Source organism: Bacillus sp. ISL-34, from assembly GCF_018613325.1.
GTDB lineage: Bacteria > Bacillota > Bacilli > Bacillales > DSM-1321 > Peribacillus.
The window spans coordinates 339,050-362,353 of the sequence record NZ_JAGGQJ010000011.1 but is presented as its reverse complement, the minus strand read 5'-3'; the positions used below and the strand labels follow the sequence as shown (position 1 = coordinate 362,353).

19 protein-coding genes and 1 riboswitch are annotated in these 23,304 nt (G+C 41.1%); of the genes, 5 read left to right on the top strand and 14 right to left on the bottom strand.

The window, feature by feature from the left end:
• Positions 1-208 precede the first annotated feature (208 nt).
• The 6 genes from sdaAA to J7E52_RS11665 form a co-directional block, all read right to left on the bottom strand.
• On the bottom strand, positions 209-1,084 hold the full coding sequence (sdaAA, locus tag J7E52_RS11690) for an L-serine ammonia-lyase, iron-sulfur-dependent, subunit alpha (protein ID WP_214746285.1): 876 nt from the start codon (positions 1,082-1,084) through the stop codon (positions 209-211).
• Between the two features lie 40 nt (positions 1,085-1,124).
• On the bottom strand, positions 1,125-1,787 hold the full coding sequence (sdaAB, locus tag J7E52_RS11685; protein ID WP_214746282.1) for an L-serine ammonia-lyase, iron-sulfur-dependent subunit beta: 663 nt from the start codon (positions 1,785-1,787) through the stop codon (positions 1,125-1,127).
• Between the two features lie 46 nt (positions 1,788-1,833).
• Positions 1,834-2,868: a PTS sugar transporter subunit IIC gene (locus J7E52_RS11680; RefSeq protein WP_214746278.1), complete on the bottom strand. Its 1,035-nt coding sequence runs from the start codon at positions 2,866-2,868 to the stop codon at positions 1,834-1,836.
• A 750-nt stretch (positions 2,869-3,618) separates the two neighbouring features.
• Positions 3,619-7,950 (bottom strand): endonuclease, encoded by a 4,332-nt coding sequence (locus tag J7E52_RS11675; RefSeq protein WP_214746275.1) that lies wholly within the window; start codon positions 7,948-7,950, stop codon positions 3,619-3,621.
• Positions 7,951-8,004: 54 nt separating this feature from the next.
• Positions 8,005-10,815, bottom strand: coding sequence for a bifunctional metallophosphatase/5'-nucleotidase (locus J7E52_RS26925; protein ID WP_286197676.1), 2,811 nt, complete (start codon positions 10,813-10,815; stop codon positions 8,005-8,007).
• A gap of 446 nt (positions 10,816-11,261) precedes the next feature.
• Positions 11,262-11,816: a helix-turn-helix domain-containing protein gene (locus J7E52_RS11665; RefSeq protein ID WP_214746271.1), complete on the bottom strand. Its 555-nt coding sequence runs from the start codon at positions 11,814-11,816 to the stop codon at positions 11,262-11,264.
• Between the two features lie 103 nt (positions 11,817-11,919).
• On the opposite strand from J7E52_RS11665, the gene J7E52_RS11660 reads away from it, so the two are divergent.
• A complete protein-coding gene (locus J7E52_RS11660) occupies positions 11,920-12,504 on the top strand; it encodes a LysE family transporter (RefSeq protein WP_214746268.1) in 585 nt (194 codons plus the stop codon).
• A 186-nt stretch (positions 12,505-12,690) separates the two neighbouring features.
• On the opposite strand, the gene J7E52_RS11655 is transcribed toward J7E52_RS11660, so the two are convergent.
• The 5 genes from J7E52_RS11655 to J7E52_RS11640 form a co-directional block, all read right to left on the bottom strand.
• Positions 12,691-14,103, bottom strand: coding sequence for a glycoside hydrolase family 18 protein (locus tag J7E52_RS11655; RefSeq protein ID WP_214746265.1), 1,413 nt, complete (start codon positions 14,101-14,103; stop codon positions 12,691-12,693).
• Between the two features lie 549 nt (positions 14,104-14,652).
• The gene (locus tag J7E52_RS11650; RefSeq protein WP_214746261.1) at positions 14,653-15,351 is read right to left on the bottom strand and encodes a GntR family transcriptional regulator; all 699 of its coding nucleotides are present in this window, start codon (positions 15,349-15,351) and stop codon (positions 14,653-14,655) included.
• A 676-nt stretch (positions 15,352-16,027) separates the two neighbouring features.
• Positions 16,028-16,309 carry a hypothetical protein gene (locus J7E52_RS26920; protein WP_286197674.1) on the bottom strand — a complete coding sequence of 94 codons (282 nt, stop codon included), beginning with the start codon at positions 16,307-16,309 and terminating at the stop codon, positions 16,028-16,030.
• A gap of 10 nt (positions 16,310-16,319) precedes the next feature.
• Complete coding sequence (locus J7E52_RS11645) at positions 16,320-16,709, bottom strand: SHOCT-like domain-containing protein (RefSeq protein WP_214746258.1); 390 nt, start codon at positions 16,707-16,709, stop codon at positions 16,320-16,322.
• A gap of 13 nt (positions 16,710-16,722) precedes the next feature.
• A complete protein-coding gene (locus tag J7E52_RS11640) occupies positions 16,723-17,088 on the bottom strand; it encodes a DUF2089 domain-containing protein (RefSeq protein WP_214746255.1) in 366 nt (121 codons plus the stop codon).
• A gap of 213 nt (positions 17,089-17,301) precedes the next feature.
• On the opposite strand from J7E52_RS11640, the gene J7E52_RS27410 reads away from it, so the two are divergent.
• The gene (locus J7E52_RS27410) at positions 17,302-17,382 is read left to right on the top strand and encodes a helix-turn-helix domain-containing protein (protein WP_396020269.1); all 81 of its coding nucleotides are present in this window, start codon (positions 17,302-17,304) and stop codon (positions 17,380-17,382) included.
• Positions 17,383-17,759: 377 nt separating this feature from the next.
• Here the strand turns inward: J7E52_RS27410 and J7E52_RS11630 are convergent, their stop codons facing one another.
• Together J7E52_RS11630 and J7E52_RS11625 are read right to left on the bottom strand one after the other, a co-directional pair.
• On the bottom strand, positions 17,760-18,776 hold the full coding sequence (locus J7E52_RS11630; protein WP_214746250.1) for an ABC transporter permease: 1,017 nt from the start codon (positions 18,774-18,776) through the stop codon (positions 17,760-17,762).
• Positions 18,773-19,498, bottom strand: a complete 726-nt coding sequence (locus tag J7E52_RS11625) for an ABC transporter ATP-binding protein (RefSeq protein WP_214746247.1) — start codon at positions 19,496-19,498, stop codon at positions 18,773-18,775. Before J7E52_RS11625 ends, J7E52_RS11630 begins: the two co-directional genes overlap by 4 nt.
• 118 nt (positions 19,499-19,616) lie before the next feature.
• Here J7E52_RS11625 and J7E52_RS11620 point away from each other — a divergent pair, with 118 nt between their 5' ends.
• On the top strand, positions 19,617-20,216 hold the full coding sequence (locus tag J7E52_RS11620) for a TetR/AcrR family transcriptional regulator (RefSeq protein ID WP_214746244.1): 600 nt from the start codon (positions 19,617-19,619) through the stop codon (positions 20,214-20,216).
• A gap of 211 nt (positions 20,217-20,427) precedes the next feature.
• Here the strand turns inward: J7E52_RS11620 and J7E52_RS11615 are convergent, their stop codons facing one another.
• Entirely contained in the window at positions 20,428-20,619 is a 192-nt protein-coding gene (locus J7E52_RS11615; protein ID WP_076370632.1) for a hypothetical protein, read from the bottom strand.
• 331 nt (positions 20,620-20,950) lie between these two features.
• Positions 20,951-21,094, top strand: a riboswitch (cyclic di-AMP (ydaO/yuaA leader).
• Positions 21,095-21,269: 175 nt separating this feature from the next.
• Between J7E52_RS11615 and J7E52_RS11610 the strand changes: the two genes are divergently transcribed.
• Both J7E52_RS11610 and J7E52_RS11605 read left to right on the top strand, forming a co-directional pair.
• A complete protein-coding gene (locus J7E52_RS11610) occupies positions 21,270-22,595 on the top strand; it encodes a TrkH family potassium uptake protein (protein ID WP_214746241.1) in 1,326 nt (441 codons plus the stop codon).
• 23 nt (positions 22,596-22,618) lie between these two features.
• Entirely contained in the window at positions 22,619-23,275 is a 657-nt protein-coding gene (locus J7E52_RS11605) for a potassium channel family protein (RefSeq protein WP_214746238.1), read from the top strand.
• The last annotated feature ends 29 nt before the right edge of the window (positions 23,276-23,304 follow it).

Genomic DNA, 23,304 nt, shown 5'->3' with positions numbered 1-23,304 from the left:
TGCTAACTCACAAAGTTGCTATGGCTCCATATTAACTGATAATTCAGATTTTTTAACGACTGTTTCTATCTCCGTGTCCATAAACGCCAAATCCCTCCATCTTCCTCTAATTTCCTTTTTTCATTCACAAAAATAGATGGAGTTGGAGTTGTTTTTAAGACAAATTAAAAATCCCATTAACAAATCTGTTGTTAATGGGACTGAATGTTTATTTATATGAACCGAAAATTTCCTTTGCCAATCTACGCCCGGTCGGAGTCGCAGCCAGGCCGCCCTCTGCCGTTTCACGAAGTGCAACAGGCATGGTCAATCCTATTTTATACATGGCATCGATAACTTCGTCACATGGAATGCGGCTCGTAATGCCTGCAAGTGCCATATCAGCTGCCGTTATCGCGTTGGATGCACCCATTGCGTTCCGTTTCACGCAAGGAACTTCAACCAATCCAGCCACTGGATCACAAACCAATCCAAGCATATTTTTCAATGTGATCGCCATCGCTTCTGCCGCTTGGCTTGGTGTACCGCCGGCCAGTTCTACTATCGCAGCTGCGGCCATTCCACTTGCCGAGCCCACTTCTGCTTGGCAGCCACCAGCCGCTCCAGAAATGGAAGCGTTGTTTGCAACCACGAATCCGAAGGCAGCGGAAGTGAAAAGAAATTCAATCATCTCTGCCCGGGTCGGGTTTAATTTTTCTTTCACGGCAAATAATGTACCGGGAACAACGCCCGCAGAACCCGCAGTCGGAGTGGCACAAATCATTCCCATTGCTGCATTCACTTCGTTCGTCGCAACAGCTTTACTGACGGCATCCAATAATAAATTGCCTGCCAGTGCCTTGCCTGACTTGATATAGTTTTGCAAAAGAACAGCATCTCCGCCCGTAAGGCCTGTAACGGATTGTACACCTTTCAGACCTCTTTCCACTGCTTGTTCCATCACTGTCAAATTCCTGTCCATCTTTTCAATGATCTGTTCTCTCGACAGGCCTGAGAACTCCATTTCTTGTAAAATCATGATTTCCGCGACTTTTACATGTTTACTTTCAGCAAGTTCAACCAACTCTGCTACATTTCGGAACATGTTTTTACCTCCATATCTATGCCAACACTTTTAATGATGATCATTCAACCATCCTTATGACTTGCGACACGTTTTCCAATCCTTCAATTTCCTTCATGACATCGCCCTGGATTTTCTGATCGACTTCAATCACCATGAGGGCCATTTGACCTTTTTCTTTCCGTGAAACTTCCATATGTCCAATGTTAATTTCATGATTCGCCAACACTGTCGAAACGGAAGATATGATTCCAAATACATCGTTATGCACGACTAAAATGGCTGGGTTTTCACCCGACAATTTAAGCTTGAACGTATTCAGCTCCGTTATTTCTATCGTTCCGCCGCCAATCGATATCCCAACAAGTTCCAATTCTTTATCTTCGTCGAACAGTCTGATTTTAACTGTATTAGGATGGTCCATCACAGTATCCTCGATTGTAAAGGAAACGTCCATACCGGCTTCTACCGCTATCGTTAAAGAAGCAGGGATTCGTTCATCATCGGTATCGAAATCCAATATCCCGCCTACGACAGCAACATCCGTACCGTGTCCCCTGTAAGTTTTTGCAAAAGAACCATATAAAGAAATAATGGCTTTCTTCGGTTGCTTACCGAATAATGTCCGTGCTACTCTGCCAATTCTGGCAGCTCCTGCTGTATGTGAGCTTGAAGGTCCAATCATGACGGGACCGATTATATCGAATGCAGATCTGTATTTCATCGCGTAATCCCCCTTTTCTGGCAAAAGTTTTATTTAACCGTCTTCATTATGCCGCTTTTTGTTCTTCTTTCATCCTTATTTCTGAAACGGTCCTGATTTTATAATTCTTGAATACGATCGAACCTAGGAAACCTACCGTCGCTCCCACAACTGCACATATCCCAGCAGTGATCGTCACTTTTATTGGATCATTGAAACCATACATAACTGCCAGCCCTGCGATCGGTGTTGCCGTCCCTGTTGCATTATTCACTAAACCAAACATGGCCACGACCACTCCAGCAGCCGCTCCGCCAATGAAATTGGTGGAATACACCGGAATGGGATTTGCAGATATAATATCCGCTTGTGTCAATGGTTCAATCGCAACCGCAATTGTAGTACTTCTGTCTCCAAATTTCAAGCGATCGAACAAAACAAAATTCATGAAAGAGGATCCGAATACAGCAAGGGCCCCGATTGCCATAGGAAGTCCCGTCAATCCAAGCATTGCTGTCAATGCCATCGAGCTTAATGGTGCAGTGGCGACGACCGTGATGACTCCTCCAAGGATGATTCCCATTAAGATTGGATTACTGTTTGCCGTTTCCTTAATGATTCCACCGATATTCAGAAGCGTTGCATTGACCAATGGCGTTAATTGTTCACCAATAAACCGAACGAGCGGTGCTGCAATGAGGATTGTGACAATCAAGTCCAATCCAGCAGGAACCTTTTTCTCGATCACTTTCACAAGAAAAGCAACAAGATAGCCTGCGAAAAATCCAGGCAGCAAGCCTAAACCAGCACATGAAACACCAAGTAAAAGAGCATATACAGGAGAAACCCCTAGTGCTAATGCAACAAGTGAAGCCGCTGCAACGCCTCCCATGCTACCTGCTGCATCCCCTACTTCCCCAAGGAATTCAATTTTAAATAAATCCCCTCCGACATACCGCTGAAATGCTTCAACTAGAAAAGCGGCAACCGCTGCATTAGCAAGGGCCCCCATTGCTTTCATCCCTTTTGGTGCTTTAAAACTGAATAATGAAAATAAACCAAGTACCAATAATAATAAGGCCGTTCCTTTTAAAATTTCCATTAAAATCTCTCCTCTTAGTGATTAGTTAGCATTCTTCATGACTTAATATGTTAAGCGAACTACTAATTCACTACAGGCTTCCGATTTGAGAACAATTACCATCGGTCCTTTGTATACGTTTCATAGTTGGCTTTGTCAAGTTCTGGTCAATCAATTAAGGAATCCTTACGAAAAATTAGAAACAGAATAACTCTTATGTTATATTAAAATACCTTTATTCATCCCGACAATGTAAACCCTTTCATTGTATTACCCATATTAACACATATCGCACTGCATACACAGCAAATTTTTTATTTTTCAAACCAAGAAAAATATCTTGATTTTTCAGTATATTAAAATAATTAGTCGGATCCACTTACAAAAATAAAAAAAGCAGCCCTTAGGCTGCTTCCGGTTTGTGGAAAACAGGGCGGGGTTTGCGAGACTAAAGCGCGTTAAAGAAAAGCTGCAACGACTTATAAAGAATTCAGCCGGAGCTCTTTTTTTCGGCCGTTCACGAATTTTTCAGCCTTCACTACACTTTATTCGACCGTTCTCGAATTTATTCGACCTACACCGCACTTTATTCGACCGTTCTCGAATTTATTCGACCTACATCGCAATTTATTCGACTGCTCTCGGCTTTTTTCAATCTTTACCCCATTATTCATTCGGACTCCAGAGCATTTATTTTGCAGCACTTCCGAATCCCTTGTGTCAAAAAATAAAAAGCAGCCATCAGGCTGCTTTTCCCTTCTATCTCCGATTTTAACTCGCCTTTTTCTCATCGATGGATTCAGCTGCACCCCAAATTTCGGATGCCCATTCAGGATGGTCGATGAATGGATTGCGGTTTTTTTGCCAGTCATGAATGACGTCATTGCGATGGCTCTCGAAATCGTCGACTGGATCGAGTTCATTCCACTTCAATAGTGTCGATAGCTTTCCATGTAGCGGCTTCGGATACGTGTTGACTGTATCGGCTAATTCAAGATCCAGCTCGCCGTTTCCTTCATAACGGACGGCCATGTAAAATAGCATCCGTGCTATATCGCCTTTCACATGATCTGGCGGCTCCCATGAATCTGAATCGAACTTACATTCACATCCACTATATGTTTGACCGCCCTCGTCGAAATCAAGGTGGCCTCGTTTACCATTCACTGTCACATCAGCAGGACGGAGGTGATGAAGGTCTGTCCCGGGACCTTTGCTTGTCCCAAAATCACCGTGGGATTTTGCCCAAACATGTTCACGGTTCCATTGTCCGGCATTGCCCCCATTCGCGTTCTTCGAGATGGATTTTCCCGAGTAAAGCAAGATGACATTCTGTTTGTTCAACGGGTCTTCATCCGTTTCTTTAAGGGCATTCCACACTTGATCATAAGATAACATCGTATGCCCCTTAATTATCGAGTGCAGGGCCGTTTTCAATTCCGTTCCCGTTTTTCCTGCCGCCGTTTCGTAATAGGCTTCTAGCGGCTTATCATTCGATACGGTCAACGTGAAACGGGCAACCGTTTCCGCTAGCTGGTCCTCGGCCTTGACTGCAACAAGGTATATTCCAGCTTCATTTGCAGGAAGGGTTAAGATCTGGCCGGTGACTGTACCGATAGTGGATGAAAAGGTCAGTTCATCTCCATCTGGATCTGAGAAGTGCTCACTCAAATCGATGGTGACCTTGGAACCTGCTTTCACTTCAAGATTTTCGAGTTTTTTCGTTACGAAGGGCGCATGACTTTCTTTAGGGTCGAAAGGGGAAGCAATTGCTTCCCCCTTCGAATCGACAAACTTGATATTCGATGTGTCGACACCTTCTGTTACCGACCATTTCTGAACGTTTTCAGCGCCCCTGATTTCTTTTACATTGGCGTTATCAATGATGACTTCCTTCACCGCCATGCCTCCAAAATCAATGATTGCGCCTTCCTTATCCGGTTTTATCGTAACAGCTGCATTCTTCAGCCCAAGGCCTTTGAGTACAGCATAGGAGCCTTTTAACCAGATACCTTCTTCGATGTTGGCTGTTTCGTCAAGGTCAATTAAAACGCTAGGTGAAGCAACCGTAAGTCTTTTTGTTTTAACGTTTGTTACATGATACGTTTTTTCTGGAGCAGGAGTTTCAACTCCGCCTGAATCAGATAACGAGGTTGAAATCAATACAGGGTCATGATCGCTTGCCCTTCCATGGACTTCCATGAAGGATGAGTTAATATGGACAATATCGACTTTCGTTGCCGCGGCCATATTATTCGATACAAGGATATGGTCCAGTACTTGTGAATTGCCTTGATATGTGTAAGAATAACGTTTTTCAAAAGGGACTTTCTCGATCATATTGGTTAGATCATTGCCCTTTAATGTTTTAAGCGGTGCCGAAAATTCAAAATCATTAAAGTCTCCAAGCAAGACGATATTCGCTTTCGCATCCTGAGACTTGATATCACTGACAAACCGATTGACGATGGAGGCTATTTGAAGCCTTTGCGTTTCACTTGAAAGGACAGGAGGCTGGTTTTTGCCGAATAACGGCTCGTCACCGCCCTTGGAATTAAAATGGTTGGCCACCACCACTACGCTTTCGCCTTTAAATTCGAATTGAGCGGCTAAAGGCTTCCTGCTTGAAGTGAAAGCGGGATCGGTAGGCTCGATTCGTCCAGGGTTCAAGGTAAGTTTTCCATCTTTGAAGGCAACGGACTGTGTTGCCGTTCCCTTCGTTCCCTCAGTCAATTTGACACGGTCCGCATTGTATAAAAAGCCTACACGGATATTCCCGCCGGGTGCCCCGCCATCAAGTTTATCTTCCGGTGCGATATCGATGTATTGATATTGCGGTCCGCCCAGCTCTTTTATTTTGTCGGTTAACTTCTTGGCACTTTGAGCAGAATCCGTTGTCCCGCTATCTGTTGCCCCATCATTATCTTGCATTTCCGTCACGCCGATGATATCGGGTTGTTTAAGATTGGTAATGATGGATGTTGCGATTGTTTCAACTTTCGAGTTAGCGGTTTGAGTCGAGAAATTCTCGATATTATAGGAAGCGATCGATAGCTTATCAGAATCCTTCTCTAAGGATGTCACTTCCCGGGCGGTACCTCCATCCTTTAACGCCGGCAGCTGAGCTTTATCCGTCACTACCCTATAGTTGCTATATCCATAGCTGATGACCCCCGTAACCGGGCCTTCAAAGAAATCACCCGTTTTCGCTGCAAATGCTTCATCATCTATATCCAAGGTAATTCTTTCAGGATTGAAATCCGTTTCCTTTATTTTGACTCCTCCAACTACAGTCGTCGTTTCCATATTTCTTGGAATCACGACCAATTCACCATAGTCTTGAGGAGCGACCACTTTCGGGTTATATACTTCTACGAGCATTCCTTCCAGACTCTCATAGAAATCAATGCCGTCTTCGCTCGGGTTAAAGTCTGTCAATCTATCATCATCGATGTTCTCGGACGGCGGAATGACATCTTTTCCAATGACGATCGGTTCTGGCATCGCTGCAGTGCCAAGCTTTTCAATCGTGGTATTGGTCAATTCAGTTGTTGGCAGATCCGTCGTTTTCATTTCAGCGTATCCTTCGATATACCACTCGGCGACTTTACCTGCCACTTTGACATGATCTCCCGCTTTTAGGCCATGTGCTTTGTTGTACACAAGTATTCCCTCTGAAGTCGTTAAGTCCTTATCCGGGTTGGGATCTTGCATGTAGAAGTTATTTGCATCTTTTACATACGTGACGACACCTTCCACACCTGAGACGAGTTGAGTTTCATATGTTGAAAAATGATTCATCCCCTGAATGTCACGAATCTTCACTTCATTCGTTTTGGTAACGGTATAGGCAAATGTGAAAACTTCCGATGACTTGTCATTGACAGCGATTGCCTTGATGACAGTATTTTTCGTTAAAATGATAGGCTCTTTGTACAAGGCACTTGAAGAAGTCGGTGTCGATCCATCCAGCGTATAATGAATTTCCGCTTCTTCCCAGCCAGATTCAAGTGATACCTTTGTATTTTCACTAACCGTACCAGGGAAAATATCCGTGTATACGGCTGGTTTGTTCACCAGTTCATAATCTTCAATGCCACGCGGCTTCAACTGATACGTGTCATTGAACCTCGATCCGATTCCGCTTACGGAAATGACATCCCCTGCTTTAAAGCTTTTCACGAAATCTTCATAACTTGAACCGGTCCGGTTATCATGGCGAACGATAACAGAGTTCCCCTCAGTATCTTCCGCCTTGAATTCGAATGTTCCGTATGTTCCCGATGCCGCCAATTCTGTAATGGTCGCCTTTTCAATGGTGACCAGCTCACCTTGTGTTTCCTCATTGACGCCAGATGCATCAATTTTTTGGCTTTCAGGAAGTTCATTCCCGGAAGAAAGCACTTCAATGGAGGTTGGTTGAATTTGCAATTCCTTATTATAAGCGGATACTTGTCCGATTAAAGTAACCTTATCCCCTTGCTTTACATCCGCAGGCCACGAAGAACCATAAACATATAGCCCAGCCGTTTCATCCTGGATATAAAAGCCTTTTCCTCCCCAATAACCAAGCCCCGTGGTGACCACGCCATCGATTTGCACAACATCTTCAGTATTCGTGCGTGCCTCGGCAATGGAGTCCAGAACCTTCACATCAGGCTGTTCAGGAGTTGTTCCGCCATCAGTGATGATCGAGTAATCCGTTGCGGATTTCAGGCCTGGAACTGAAAAGTACTTTTCCAGCTTCCCCGTAATCGTCACCTGCGCTTCGAGTAATTCCGGATGTTCGACCAAATTCAAAGCCGTTCGGATATTCCCGGCTGGAAGCTGAACAGGCATGATTTTCTTAACATCCGTTTCATCCGGACTATCCGCAATACCTATATTCGTACTTTCAGTAAAAGGCGATGCTTGCTGATAGCTTGTACCGCTTTTAGCTGTACCGACGATGTATCCCTTCACCGTCGCCGTACCGCTGTTATTATTAATCGCTTCCATTACCGATATTGTTCCTTCCGCTTTTGCAGCGGCTGCATTTGGCAAAACCGTTGATAGCACGATCAGCATGGCAAAGAAAAGCTTGCTTATCCCGTTCTTCTTCAAGTTCTCAACCCCTTCAACTTTTTTACGTAGGTACGGCAATAATTTGAATACCGCTTAAAGAATGGTTTCGCCATTCACCGTGACACCGCTCATGCTCACGGTTTTACCGTTAAGTCCCGATAAATCCAAATCACCCTCGACTGTAACCTGTGAAAAAGTGAAGTTATCCGGAGGAGTTCCTGTTAATGTAAGATTCCCTTTAACTACTGCATTTTCCAATGAAGCGATATCCGTGATGTCCACAACTACATTACCTTCATGTGTTTTTGGCGCATCAGCCGTTCCGCCAAAGTCTTTAGCCAATACGACAGTCGGGTCTGTATTGCTTCCAGCCACATCCTTGATGCGTCCTTCGATGCTTGGATCGACAGTTTTCAGCCCGCTTACATAATCCCGTAAATTCTCCCAATCAGCCAGTCCGATATCCGTCACTCTTCCTTCTTCATATGCCTTCTTGAAAACAGTGAATCCATCTCCGCCCTTGGCTGTAAAAGCATTGGTCGCCACGACATATTGCTTCGCTGCATCCAATTCGGAATATGTTCCATCTTGTCCAAGGACTTCAACCTTTGTCACACGATTGCCCAATTCCTTTGAACTATCGTAGCTGAATTTCATTCCGGATACATGCAGGAAGCCGCCATTTTCCTTAGGAGCCAAGCTTACACTATGCTCTAATGCTTCATTGATCTCTGCACCCGAAAGCTCCATCGTCGCTAACGTATTCCCAAACGGTAAAACGGTCAGTATTTCCCCTAAAGTGATCTCACCTTGATCGATACCTGCGCGGATGCCCCCACCATTTTGGAAGGCTATGACCGCATCCTTATTGAATTCCTTCGCTTTACTAAGCATGCCATCCGTAATTAAATTACCCAGTTCGGTTTCATTTTTACGAACACTCGGTTTCGTTTCATCCCCTGCATCACGCGGTGTGTCCAAAGCCTTCACAGCTGTTGCCCCAGTCTTCGTTTCCTTCAGCTCCTTAATCTTCGAGGAGTATGTTTCGAGCACTTTTGCCGCTTCAGCATCATCCTGTTTTTCAGAAAGCTTAATCAGCTGACCTGCTTGTCCGACAATCTTGCCTTTCTTATCGAATTCCACATCGATCGTTCCTAAAAAGTCGCTATACTGATACCCTTGAACGATGACTGTCGGATCTTTGGTTTTCCCTTTATCATCTTTGTCAACAACAACGGGGGCGTTTAACTGCGTATGGCTATGTCCGCCCACGATCACGTCGATGCCTTTGACCTTGGCAGCTAATGTTAAATCATTGTCATAAGCTGCATTGTCATCATAACCAATATGGGATACGGCAACTATCTTATTAACACCCATGCCTTTGAACGCCTTGACCGCTTTTTCAGCCTCTTCAAGATAGTTTTCAAATACTATACTTCCAGGACTTGAAATATCTTTCGTCTCTTCCGTTGTAAGTCCGAAGAACCCTACCTTTTGGCCATCCACTTGTTTAACGATTCCATTGTATATCTTCCCTTGCTCCGGCTTACTAGAAATCAGGTCCGAAAATAGTCCCTTAAACTTATCATCCTTGGAGAAGTCCACGTTCGAACTGACAAATGGGAACTGAGCCCCCTTAATGAAGTCCGCCAAAGCTTGATGCCCTTCAGCGCTTGATCCCAAGTCAAACTCATGATTCCCAAATGTCATGACATCATATTTCATTAAATTCATGAAGCGAAGATCCGCTTGCCCTTTGAATTCATTAAAATAGAGGGTTCCCGAGAATACGTCACCAGCATCCACCAAAAGAGCTTGCGGTTTACTCTTACGCACTTCTTTAACAGCTGTCACCCTTTTGGCCACATTGTCCAAGTGGGCATGCGTGTCATTCGTATGCATCAAGGAAAGCGTGATTGCCTTCGCTGGATTTTTCAAACCTTCTTTAGCAGCTGCCACTTTCTTATCCGCCAATGCTATTTTCGCTTCGAATTCCTTTCGATCCGACTCCTTGATCCCATTTAAATGGATGTCGGCTCTCGCCTTTTTAGCCGCTTTTATCTGTTCTTTCGTTTTAAGTTCCCCATTGGCAAGAGCTACATAGGCATTGACCCGTTTTGCCACTTCTTTTTTCTTTTCTGCATATACCGCATCATCATACTTACCTTTCACTTCTTTAACATAGGCGTGTATGGCTTTTCCGAGCTTGGATGTTTTGCTGACCTTTTTCAACTGTGATGAAACGGTTTGCATCCGCTTGTCCGCAGTCTTTAGATCACCCTTCTTCACCCAGTATGCAGCTTTTTCATAGTAGTACGGAACTTTCAGGTCACCGTTCAAAGCTGTTTTGGTCGATTTAGTGAATTTATCATATAATAGCTTTTCGATTTTCGCACCGTAAACCGTATCTTTAATATCTTTATCTGTCTTTTTCACGGCTTTATCCAGTGCCTCGTATTGATTCCTGATATCTATTGATTTCTTGGCAAGTATTGAATTCGTAAGGGCGCCAATCGATTTGCCATGTGCAGCTTTTGCTTTCTCGGCCGCTTTATACCCTTTTACATAACCTTCTGAACGAGTGATGTACTTGTCATAAGCTTCGATTTCTTTGTATTTGGCATCTTTTTCTTTTTTGCTTAGCATTGATTTTTTAATGGTAGAGTTGATGTCTTTTTTTGCTTGTTTTGCAGACTTGATTTGTTTTTCAACAGTGGACACTGAAGCGAGTTTAGAAGTGTAGAAATAGGTGTCGAATGGTTTTTTGATGGCGGCCTTGGCCGTTTTGATTTTACTATTCAGGCTAGTGGCAGCATCAGAAGGTGCCGGCGCTACCGCTACGATCGTTGTCGCAGCCATTATGGTAGCTGATGCAATTTTTATGATTTTCTTTTTCCCCATTATAGTTATCCCCCCATAAGTTCTATACTGACATAACATTCAGCTAACTTATCCATAGAATTGACACGCTTTTCCAAAAATTGAATCCCGACAAATTTACTTACCCATACACAAATCCACCCTACTTTTTTCCTCTAAAGATCCGTATATCTCCTATATTACAACAAAATAATCCAATTTTAAAACAAATTTACAATACATCACGGAATATTAACAGAATATTATCATTATAATCACCCCAAAATACCTAATAGCAGATAGATGATATATCGAAAAAATGTTTTAGTGGTAAAATAGAATCAGTTTCTCCTACAACCACCAATGGTCTTAATACCTAAATTACCTGAAATAAAAAAAGAGAGAATTAAATCTCTCTATCTCTCCCAGCCTAGACCGTGTTTTCAACAGTCTATATATAGAGGCCAATAACCTTACTAAACAGCCTTTTAATTTGGATAATATAGGATCATGCTTAAGCGAGTTAATGTTTCCCCTGAATTATGGTAGGCATGCGGTCTGTCAGCCCTGAATCTGATGGAATCACCATTCCTTACTGTATATTCTTCGTTATTTACACGTACAGTCACTTCCCCTTCAAAAACAGTTATGTACTCTTCAGTTCCTTCCCTATGCGAATCGGAACTTAGGAATCCACCTTTTTCTATCTCGACTGAATATACTTCAAAGCGCTTCTCATCCTCAAAGGGAAAGTAGGGATAAACTCGATATTTGCCGTTATCTTCAGATAATGATTGAATTTCACTTTTTAAAACAATTTTTGTATCCGGCTGCGGGCTATTTATCAGGGAAGAAAATGAAATCTTTAATCCATTGGCTATTTTCCAAATTGTTGTAATCGTAGGGCTTGATCCTCCCCTTTCTATTTGTCCGATCATCGTTTTGCTTACTCCAGTTAATTCTGCAACCTTTTCAAGACTTAATTTCTTACTTTCCCTGATGGCTTTTAAATTGTTAGCAATAATGAAATTTATTTCTTCCATAAAAATGCTCCTTATTTACAATATAACGTCGGCATTGTACAATAAAAAGGAAATCGTTATAATGTCAATTTTGGTCATTATAACATACAAAGGAGAGTCAACCATGCCTTTACCATCTTTTTTGCTATTTGTTTTTGTGACAAGTTTCACTCCTGGTCCAAATAACATCATGGCAATGTTATTTGCGAACAAGTACGGGTTAAAAAAGACGATTAAATTTTGTTTTGGGGTAGGTGCCGGTTTTTTTGTAATAATGTTATTGTGTAGTTATTTTAATGTTTTGCTTGAAAATTTCATACCAAAGATTGAATTTATCATGACTATCCTAGGTGCAATCTATATGCTATATCTGGCCATAAAAATCATTTCAAGTTCAAATAAAGCTAAGGACGATAATGCTGACAGGAACAACAGTTTTATAGCGGGCATGCTTTTACAATTCATAAATCCAAAAGGCATTCTTTATGGCATCACGGCAATATCGACCTTCATCCTACCTTATCACTCTTCAAATTTCAGCTTACTATTCTTTTCATTATTTCTGGCTTTTGTCGGTTTTATGAGTACGTTCTGTTGGAGTATGTTCGGTTCGGTTTTTCAAACGTTTTTATCAAAGTATAGGAGTCAGTTTAATGTAGTCATGGCTTTGTTATTAGTGTATAGTGCCATTTCGATTCTTGTACAATGAAAAAGGGCAACCGGGGGCGGACGCGCTCCCTTTCCGCCGACTGTCTGCCAAGCCTCCTCGGCTAGCCAGTTATTCGGCAGGAGTGTCGCGAATTTCATCATTCCATTAAGCTTTTCACTAAAATAGGCAGCTTTATAAAAAAAAGCTGCCCATCACTATAATAATTATGTGTGATCCAAAAACACCCTACAGTTTCCGTACAATAAATGTATCCCCAAGCAGTTCCCAATTCTGGGGAAAAGGATAACCAAGCACCCAATAACTGAGACCCCTTGACCTGTAACTCTTCACTAAGTCGAATTTAGCTTTAGCACTGCGTGCGTCCTCAAACCAAACTTCATGTGTGCGTCCCTGATTATCTTTGTACCTATAATACGGTGATTGGGCTGTCTCATCATATTTTATTTCTACATTATATTGGACGGCGCGTCTGATGGCTTCCTGCATGTCGAAAGTCTCTGCTTCCTGTCCCTCTTCATGGGGAACGAGCCAGTCCCGTGCATAAATTTGAAATCCTATGAAGATTTTATTTGTTGGTATCTCCGTTACGGCATAGTCAAGGACACGCTTTATTTCATTAATGGGAGAGATTGCCTGTGGCGGCCCCTTTCGGTAACCCCATTCATATGTCATCAGCACTACGAAGTCGAGCAGCCTTCCGTGAACTGGATAATCATGTGCCTCAACTAATAATCCCTTTTGATTGGCGCTAGTTTTTGGGGCAAGGGAGGATGACACAAAGTAGCCCTCAGGACGCAATCGATCCACTGCTCTTTGAAGAAAGCGATTATAGAAATCACGATCCTCTGGTGCTACACTTTCAAAATCGATATTCAATCCACGGTACCCTTTGTTTTTCATCGTTTTTATGACGTTGGTTAATATTTTTTCCACTAAACTTAAATCGGAAAGTATCGTATGTGCAAGCTGCGTTCCCGCTTCCGTGGCGGAAAAATTCGTTATGCACATCATGGGTATGACGCTAGTTGACTCGGCCGCCCGTATTGTCGGGGTGTCATCAATGACTTCTAAGCTGCCATCTTGCCTCATTCTATAACCAAATGGACTTACGTAGGTCAAATCGTAGGCTACTTCACGTACCTGCTCTGCACCGGCTTGCCCGTAAACGTTTGTAAAACCATTTACATCAATGATGGGTTTCGGTTTCTGGGGAATCCTTATTATCCGTCCGATATAAATATTGGACGGATCTGTAATCCGATTCATCTGCATAATGGCTTGAACTGTCGTTCCATAACGTCTTGCTATATCATAAAGGGTATCTCGTTCCCTTACGGTATGATAAATGACCGGAATGGTTAGCCTCTGCCCTTGATAGATAGTAGCAGGATTTGTGATGCGATTCGATTGCATGATTTCCTGTATCGTAGTTCCAAACTGATTTGCGATTTTATCTAGAGTATCCCCTTGCTGAACCCTGTACTGAAGATAAGGTTCAGGAATCAAAAGTGCAAGGCCAATCACTAGCTTATCTGGATTTTCAAGGCCATTGATCCGAACAATTCGGTTGGTGCTGACACCATATTGCTGGGAAATTCCCCACAAAGAATCCCCCCTATTCACCACATGGATTTTCACATGCACTGCCCCACTTTCCTTCAAAATATTCCATTCATTTTATTCCCTAGATAGCCCTAATATGTTTTTTTGCGTTCAACATGCCAGAATTCTTAGTTTTTTCGCTCTTATTGCGTATAATTTTTGTTCCCATTGTGAGCCCGGATTCTTTATCTAAGAAAAACAAGGGAGTGATTTCAGTAGAGGAAAAGAGGTAAACAAATCCCCAAAGACAGGGACATTGCCAAAACCGTACCTATAACGGTGACCGTGTAGAAGCTGGATCCATATCTATCAGTACGACAATGTTACATGCGAAGCTGATGATCATTGATGGGGTAATTGCAGAGCAAACCATGTGAAATACCAGGGATTCTTAATTTATTTTGGAATCTTCTTAGACCTATTGCAAAAAGGTGAAGCGTTTTGAGCTGCCCTATTTCCACAGCTGAGAATCATTATAAAACGAGAAATTAAAAAAAGAGCGATTGCTAACTACTGCAGCCGCTCTTTGTATATTATTTATACTTGTATCAGTTATCTTATCAAGTAAAGAATTTCCTGCCCTCATTAAGTCAATGTTAATAGTTTGGCTGAAGTGTAATTATATTTCTCGATTGATAAATCAAAAACGGCTCCCGCTTTTAAAAAGACCGTACTTTCAACTATTAATGTCGGATCACCTGGCTGCAAGTCCAAAAGCTTGGCATCATCGTCATTTAGTTTTTCACATGATATGATTTTATCCGCAAAACCAATATTCAACTTTAAATCCTCGATTATATATTCATAAATGGAACCATTTGCAATTTCTTTATTTAATATGGGAATGATGTCTTTATTGAAAAAGGACTCTTCAATTACAATGGGTTCACCATTTATGTATCTAACCCGTTTGAGGTTATAGATTTTGGTTTTCACATTGCATTTCATTTGCTTGGCCAATTTTTCATCGGCTTCTATTAATTCCAACTTCAACACTTTACTTTTCATTTCATCATTTGGAAACACTTTGGTTAAGCCCGTCATATCCCTCATCGAAATGCAGCCCGGTCTGGAAAATTCCCTTAGGAATATGCCGCTTCCTTGAACTTGATAGATATAACCCTGCTCAACCAATATGTTGATTGCTTTTCTAATGGTATTCCTGCTGACATCGAACTTCTTCATCAACTCTTCTTCAGTAGGTAACTTAGTATTTAATGTATATATTCCTTCTAATATTTCTTTCTCCATTTGTTCTACGACCATTCTATACTTTACACCCATATTTCCATATACCTTCCTCTATACATAATGATTTCGAACAATAATTAATGATAGGTTTTCTTTACAATAGTTTATTTTATTGGGATTGTAAAGAAACCTCTGTTTCTTACAGACTTTAGTGAAAAGACAATTTTCTCAAAAAAAGTTGCAGTTTATTTCAGAAATCCGCTCCCTTTCCGCCGACTGTCTAAGCAAGCGTCTGTGGGGTCTCGGCCAACCAGTCATCATGCAGGAGTGTCGCAAATTATTTCAATCCATTAGTTTTTAGCTCATATAAAAACAGTAAAAAATCATGTAGTATAACAAAGACTTGTTTTAAAATTATGGTACTCACTTTATTTGGCCGTTGACGCAATTATTTCAGGAGATAATTTGCACCTGTTTTAATGATATTTTGCACTATAAGTAAATTTAATAAGCCCAATTTTGTAGCAAAATGTGTTTAAGCTTTATTTAATAGCAAATGTAAAAACCCCATTTTGAAAAAGGATTAATTCAAAATGGAGTTACTCTTTTTAGCTAAGTATGAGATTTTTATAGGTTGATTAAATGTCCTTATTCCACTAAAGCACACGTTTGTTTAAGTGCATTTATTCACATCAATCCTCTTTAAATGGATAGGATAATTTAATCAAAAATGCCAGTCAGTGGTCGGTGTATTCTATATTAAATTAAATTATAGTCTAACCTTAACCTCAGTGCCGTCCTTAGCTTTGACATCTACTAGCACGATCCCCTTATAATTTTTCAGTTCCTTGACGATAGGCTTTAGCGTTTTTTTGTCTATTAGCGGAAAGGTAAAGTCCAGTTTTTTTCTCTCGAAGTGCCCTTTTGTCCATTTGTTTACATTTTGTTGGAAAAATTTTAAAGACAAAATTGAAATTACAATGTTTAAAATAGCATATGGAATTGGGATGGAAAACCGAACGTCTTTTGCTTTCACTTTTACATGCATCATAAGCAAATCACTAATCAATGATGACCGAAACGGTATCCCCGTTTGCCGATTTAATATCAACAATTTGGCCATCTAATTCGTTTTCGATTGCTTCAATAATAAGGCTTATGTCTATATCTTTAACGTATTTTTCCGATTGAGGAATGCTCGCTGCGATGCTGTGTCCGGCCATTAATACTACTTTGACAAGTTTTATAGGCAAATTGACAGTGACGTTATCATCTTCGGCTGATACAACACGAATTTTTAATGTTTTATCTAGATATTTAGTCGGTTTTTCAAAAAGCTTATTTCCTGTTTCTTCTTTCTCTTTTAATACTTGAATCAGTTCTGATCCCTTATCTGCATCAATCTTCCCGTCTTGAACCATTGTTAACACTCTTGTAATTTCCTCTTTCATGATAAATTCCTCCCTATTCCTCTTTTAAGAGCTTAATGGCTTCTTCTGGTGTGATTTCGCCATTTTCCAACATGGTGACAACCTTTTTCTCGTCTACTTCATTTTTCTTCTTCTGCACATATCCAAGGGATGAAATGATGTCTGTTAGCTTGCCTCGAACCGTTGGATACGAAATCCCCAGTTCCTTTTCAACTTCCTTGATATTCCCTCTGCATGTTAAAAATACTTCCACAAAATGAAGCTGATCTTTTGATAAGGATGCCAGCTTAGATAATTCAAACTCATTTTCAATCGTAGTGTTACAATGAGAGCACTGTAGCTTTGTAATTTTCAATGTTTTAGTGCAGACAGGACAATTTGTGATTACTTTATAAGCCATAATGAATTACCTTCCTTTTAGTTTATTCGATTATATAACAAGGAGTCGAAAATACAAATAATGAAAATTAAATTTTTTAATCTAAAAAATCAATAATATTAATTTATCATTTAACATTATTGATTATCTGTTTTCATTATTCATTCAGTATTATATTTACCATAGTGGTTGAAATTGTAGACATTCCTCTTGGTGAAAATACCCAGTTACATAATGAGCAAGATTCTTATGGCGGAAAAATGGGGCGTATCTCGAACAACCATTTATCGCTATTTGAAAAAAACTCTAAAATAAAACGTAAAGCACTTGTTACCAGCTCACAGTTTGGATAAGTGCTTTTATTGTTTAGAATAGACGTATTTTCAAGTGCAAAATAGCTCTTAAAACAGGGGCAATTTACCGATTAAAATGACAGTGGTTTTTGATTGTATAATATAAGTTGTATAATAAGTAAATATTTGTCTTAATCATCTCTAACCTAATACTACTGCACAATTAAATTGATATTCTTTTCTTAATAGTAAAGATAGTAGTATCGCGGTTTCGACCGTTCACGCAAGTTATTCGACCGTTGCGCGAGATAATTCGACCTATATCTTCATCCGATAAAACAAAAAAGCCGGTTCCTCACTTTCCAGGAATCCGGCATTTTTTTTTATGATAAGTTCATTTTATATTGCTCGATATTTTTTTAAACTAATAATATTGATGGTGATAAAGACGACGGCAAAGGCCAGGAGAATGAGTAGATCCAGTGAAATTTCATTGAACGTGAAGCCTTTGTACATAATGCCGTTCATGGCATCCGATGCGTAATAGAGAGGCATGATTTTGCCGATTTTTTGCAGCCAGTCTGCCATGCCATCCAATGGGAAAATCCCTGTAAAAAAGACTTGCGGCACGATGACCAGCGGTATGAATTGTACCATTTGGAATTCGGATGTCGCGAAACTCGATAGTAATGTACCAAGCGATAATGCAACGAGCGCGACCAGTATATTCGTCAGTAAAACGAGCCAAATGGAGCCAACAAGGACGATATCCAATACATTGACAGCATATAGTACGACAATTATGGTTTGAATGAGAGCGAATAAGCCATATCCGATCACATAGCCCGCTACGATTTCGTATCTTTTAATCGGGGTGGCAAGCAGCCGTTCCAGCGTACCACTTGTACGCTCCTTCAAAAGCGCGATCCCCGCTATTAAAAATACAAAGAAGAACACGAAAAAGCTTACGAGCATCGGACTGAAAGTATCAAAACTCTTTGTGTTGGCATCTCCGTATACATATTGCTCCTCAATGGAAGGAGTGTTTTTTTCATTCCCTTGCAAGCCATGCATCATTTGCATTTGAACGGCTTTTGCACGGGTCGGTTCATCGTTCAATAGCGTGAGTTTTATTTTGCCATTTTCAACATGCAGCCAGCCATCCGTATCATTTTCAATCATTTTTTCCTGTGAAAATTCCTCAGCAGCCGTTACTTGAAAATCCGCTTGTTTTAATGCTTTAACGATAGCATCATCACTGCCTGTAACAACGACTTTCAAATCACTTGCTTCTGTATCGAAAATAAAATACATGAGCGTTAAAATGAGCAACGGAGCTAGGAAGAATAAAGCGAGTGTCCTTCGATCCCGGCGCAGCTGCTGGGTGATTCGAGTAACAAGAGAGGCCATTCTCATTTTAGGCCACCTCCAACCCTTAAAAAAACATCATCAAGCGTTTCCTCGGCATATTGTGCTTTTAAGTCTACCGGGGTTCCTGCCGCGATGATTTCACCTTCACGCAGCATTGCCAGTTTATCGCATCGTTCCGCTTCATCCATCACATGCGTCGTGATGATGATCGTTTTATGATCTTCATTTCTTAAACGCTCAAGTTCCTGCCAAATCGATTGTTTCAGCAAAGGGTCTATTCCTACTGTCGGTTCATCCAAAATGAGAATCTCGGGATTTTGGATGAGTGCAACCGCCAGTGACAGACGGCGTTTCATCCCCCCGGAATAGTGCGCAACCCGAACGTTCAAATCCTTCGTCAACTGTACGATTTCAGCTGCATATTGAATGCGTTCCCTTCGTTCCTTTTTCGAAAAACGGTAAAGCTTCGCAAAAAAATCGAGGTTTTCAGCTCCCGTCAGTTCTGTATATAAAGCATCGGACTGTGCCATATAGCCGACATCCATTAACAGTGCTTCATTTGGCACTTCATGATCCAGAACCGTGACTTTACCCGCATCGGGCTTAATCAATCCGACAATCATCTTAATCAAGGTCGTCTTTCCGCATCCTGAAGGACCTAACAAGCCAAAAATCCCACTTTCTTCAATATTCAGGCTCAATGGCTGAATGACCTTTTTCTGATGAAAATCTTTGGCAATACCTTCAATGGAAATCGCATTTTTCACTGTACACACATCCTCCCTCTTTAATTAACACGGTGTTGAGTGTATCATCATTCTAAGGTAGCAATCGGTCTAATACAATCAACACATTTGGAAAAATGTTTAGTGAGGGAGACATTCCATGGCATCGACTCATGAGAATATGGTACAAAAGACGAAAAAGCAAATACAACATCATTTTATTGCGCTCGTTGAAGCAGAGGGGTTCTCACATGTTTCAGTAAAGAAAATTTCAGAGCGCGCCAACATTAATCGGGGCACATTCTATTTGCATTACACAGATAAATATGAATTGATGGATCACATTCAGCAGGAATTGTTAAATGAACTTCAAACTTGCATTACTGCCATTTTGCCGAAAGAGGCATTTTTGGCTCTTCATCAACAACAACTTTATCCGCCCTTCATAGCGATTTTTCAATTCATCAGTGAACATGCTAACACTTTAAGGGCCATTCTTGGTGATCAGGGCGATCCTTCTTTTGCAAAAAAAATAAAGCGCGTATTCGGTGAAGTACTGTTGGAGCGTTTGATCAGCCTGCATCCAGCAGCTAAAGATGAAGCATTCCGCATGTATATGCACGCCTTCCTGACATCGGCGATTTTAGGGGTGATACAGGAGTGGCTGGAGAATTGTGAAGAGCAAACTGCGGAAGAAATGGCGAAGATCCATTTTCAAATCTTGAACTTCATCAGCCAATTGCGCACATTCGTTCAATGAACGATTTATTAAGGCATGTTCCATCAACATGCCTTAAAATCGGATTACATCTTTTCCTCTGCTTTCGCCTCTACATTCCCAACGCAAAAAAAACTCATTCAAAATAAATGAGTTTAAAAGCAAAACAAGATATGGATTTTTCGCTCAGCGTTCCGGATAGAACACAGGGAATACATAATTGAATACCGCTAATGTAAGTTGGGATTTTAGTTTACCTTAGGGAAAACAACTTTAAAAACGGATTCTTTTTCTTATCCGTTATCCTTAACTCATCCATGATGATTTGATCCTCATGATCGGCTATCCATTTCCTAAGTGCATCTTTATCCTGGCATTGAGTTAAATATGTCTGGCCACCCTTGCCTGTAGCATTAATAACATATCTATTGAACGTCTTCTCCATAATTGCCCGCCTTTTTAATAAAATGTCTTGAATCTTTAAATACGAATGCAATGCTTTTTTCTTTATCATTTACAAAAGAAACATAAAATATTTGTTAGAAATTTTGATTGGCAATAGCATGTTCTGCTTGAAAGTATTGAATAAAGTACCTTGATACTGGTTATCATAATCGGTTTAATCGAACCTATCATAATGTGCTAACTAATATTTGTCAATACGTTTTCTGAATGTAAATAAAACGTAAATTTTCAGTTTTGTTAAAGAAATATTTTTTTGCGATTTAGGGGTTTACAAATGCTAAATCATGGGAGTAGAATACGTTTATCAATTTAATGCATTTCGGCCAAAACTCATTGAAAAGTGAGTACGGAGGACCCAATCATTTGGGGTTAATTCTGCCTTGCAGAAGGGATGAGATTAGCTCTTTCGCCATCCTACCCGTCAGCTAACTTCGTCGGCTAAAGCGAAGGAGGTCATAAGACCGCCTATTTCGGAAGCTTTTTTGCACGCTTTTTGTTGCCAAAAAAGCTAATCGATGTTTTCGCAGGTCTTTTTATTATGCCTTTAAAAAGATTCTGAAAGCAGATTGATAATTATAATATCATACAGTTTTACACAATATTTTTATGGGTAGGGATGATCCTTTGAGAATGACAAAATTAGATCCGCCAAAAATACTTGTACTCGGCTTTGCCATCCTGATACTTATTGGTGCATATTTATTGACCCTGCCGATTTCCACTGAAAATGGCAATGGCCTTTCTTTTCTTGATGCTTTATTCACTTCGACTTCAGCTACATGTGTAACAGGACTGGTCGTAGTGGATACGGGAACGACCTTTACGACTTTTGGTGAGTTGGTCATCTTAACACTGATTCAGGTAGGCGGCTTAGGTTTCATGACATTTGCGACGTTTTTCTTTTTCCTATTAGGCAAAAAGATTTCTTTAAAAGGCAGGTTACTCTTACAGGAGTCCTTAAATAATCTATCCATGGCGGGTGTAGTCAGATTAGTGAAGCGGCTTTTGATTTTCACTGTCATCATTGAAGGCATTGGTGCCCTAATTTTATCGATTCGCTTTTCTTTTGACATGCCAATCGGCAGGGCGATCTATTACGGGTTTTTTCATTCCATATCGAATTTCAATAATGCCGGCTTTGATTTAATGGGGGAATTCAGGAGTTTGACCCCTTATGTATCGGATCCATTCGTAACCCTTACCGTTTGCTTCCTCATCATGTTTGGCGGGATAGGTTTTATCGTGATGAATGAACTATACGAATATCGGAATACCCATCGTTTATCCGTACATACGAAGATAGTTCTGGCGACTAGCTTGACCCTTACGATTGTCGGAGCAATTTTAATCTTTTTATTCGAGTTCGGCAATGCCAAGACATTGCAGCCTTTATCTTTCATGGGTAAAACGCTGTCATCTTTATTTCAATCGGTTACACCAAGGACAGCAGGCTCCAATACGCTGAATATCCCTGATTTAACTCAGCCTACATTACTGCTCATCATTTTCCTGATGTTCGTCGGGGCTTCACCCGGATCGACTGGCGGCGGGATTAAAACGACTACATTAGCGACGCTTGTTGGAACGGTTTGGTCACAGATTAAAGGAAAGGGTGATGTGGTATTATTTCGTCACCGGATTGTGAGTGAAACGATTTTTAAAGCATTATCCGTTACATTCATTGGCGCATTCATGGTTTCAATCATTTCCATTCTGCTGACCATCACTGAAAGCGGAAGTGATTTCTTGATGATTTTATTCGAAGCCACTTCAGCATTCGCCACCGTGGGACTTTCAATGGGTTTGACCCCGGAATTATCACCGGTTGGCCGGATGCTCATCATTTTCACGATGTTTGCAGGCAGGGTTGGCCCTTTGACTTTGGCCTTTGCTATCGCTATGAGACGCAAACCAGATCCGTTCCGCCGTCCAAAAGGGAAAATCATGATTGGGTAATCATAAATGAAGGAGTGTAAAGGATGGGAAAACGACAATATGCCGTGATCGGCTTAGGCAGATTCGGAACCAGTGTGGCCCATAGATTATATACGGCAGGGCAAGAGGTATTGGGTATAGATGTCAACGAGGAAAGAGTCGAGAATGCGGAACTGAGCGTTACCCATGCGATCATGGCGGATACGACTGAAGAAGAGACATTGAAATCAATCGGAATCCGTAATTTCGATTGTGTCATCGTAGCCATCGGAAATGACATGCAATCGAGCATTTTAACTACCTTACTTTTAAAAGAGCTTGGGGTCGAAAAGGTCATTGCCAAAGCACTTAATAAAAATCACGGTCAGGTGCTCACTAAAATCGGTGCCGACTGGGTCATCTATCCTGAGAGGGATATGGGGGAACGGGTCGCTAATCAGCTTCTTTCCCCTAACATGCTGAACTATATAGAGCTCTCTAAAGAATACAATATCGAGGAAATCATCCTCCCCATGAGCATGAAGGGAAAAAGCCTCAGGGAGCTTGATTTACGGGCAAAATATAATATCAGCGTCATTGCCATCGTGAGTAATGGGGAAATTATCATAGCCCCCTCACCGGATCAGGATATCCATGAAAAAGATATGCTTTTAGTGGTGGGCAATAAAGAAGACCTAGCCTTCTTTGCCAATATTGAATAATCCAGGCATCTGGATGAGTAACTGACCGT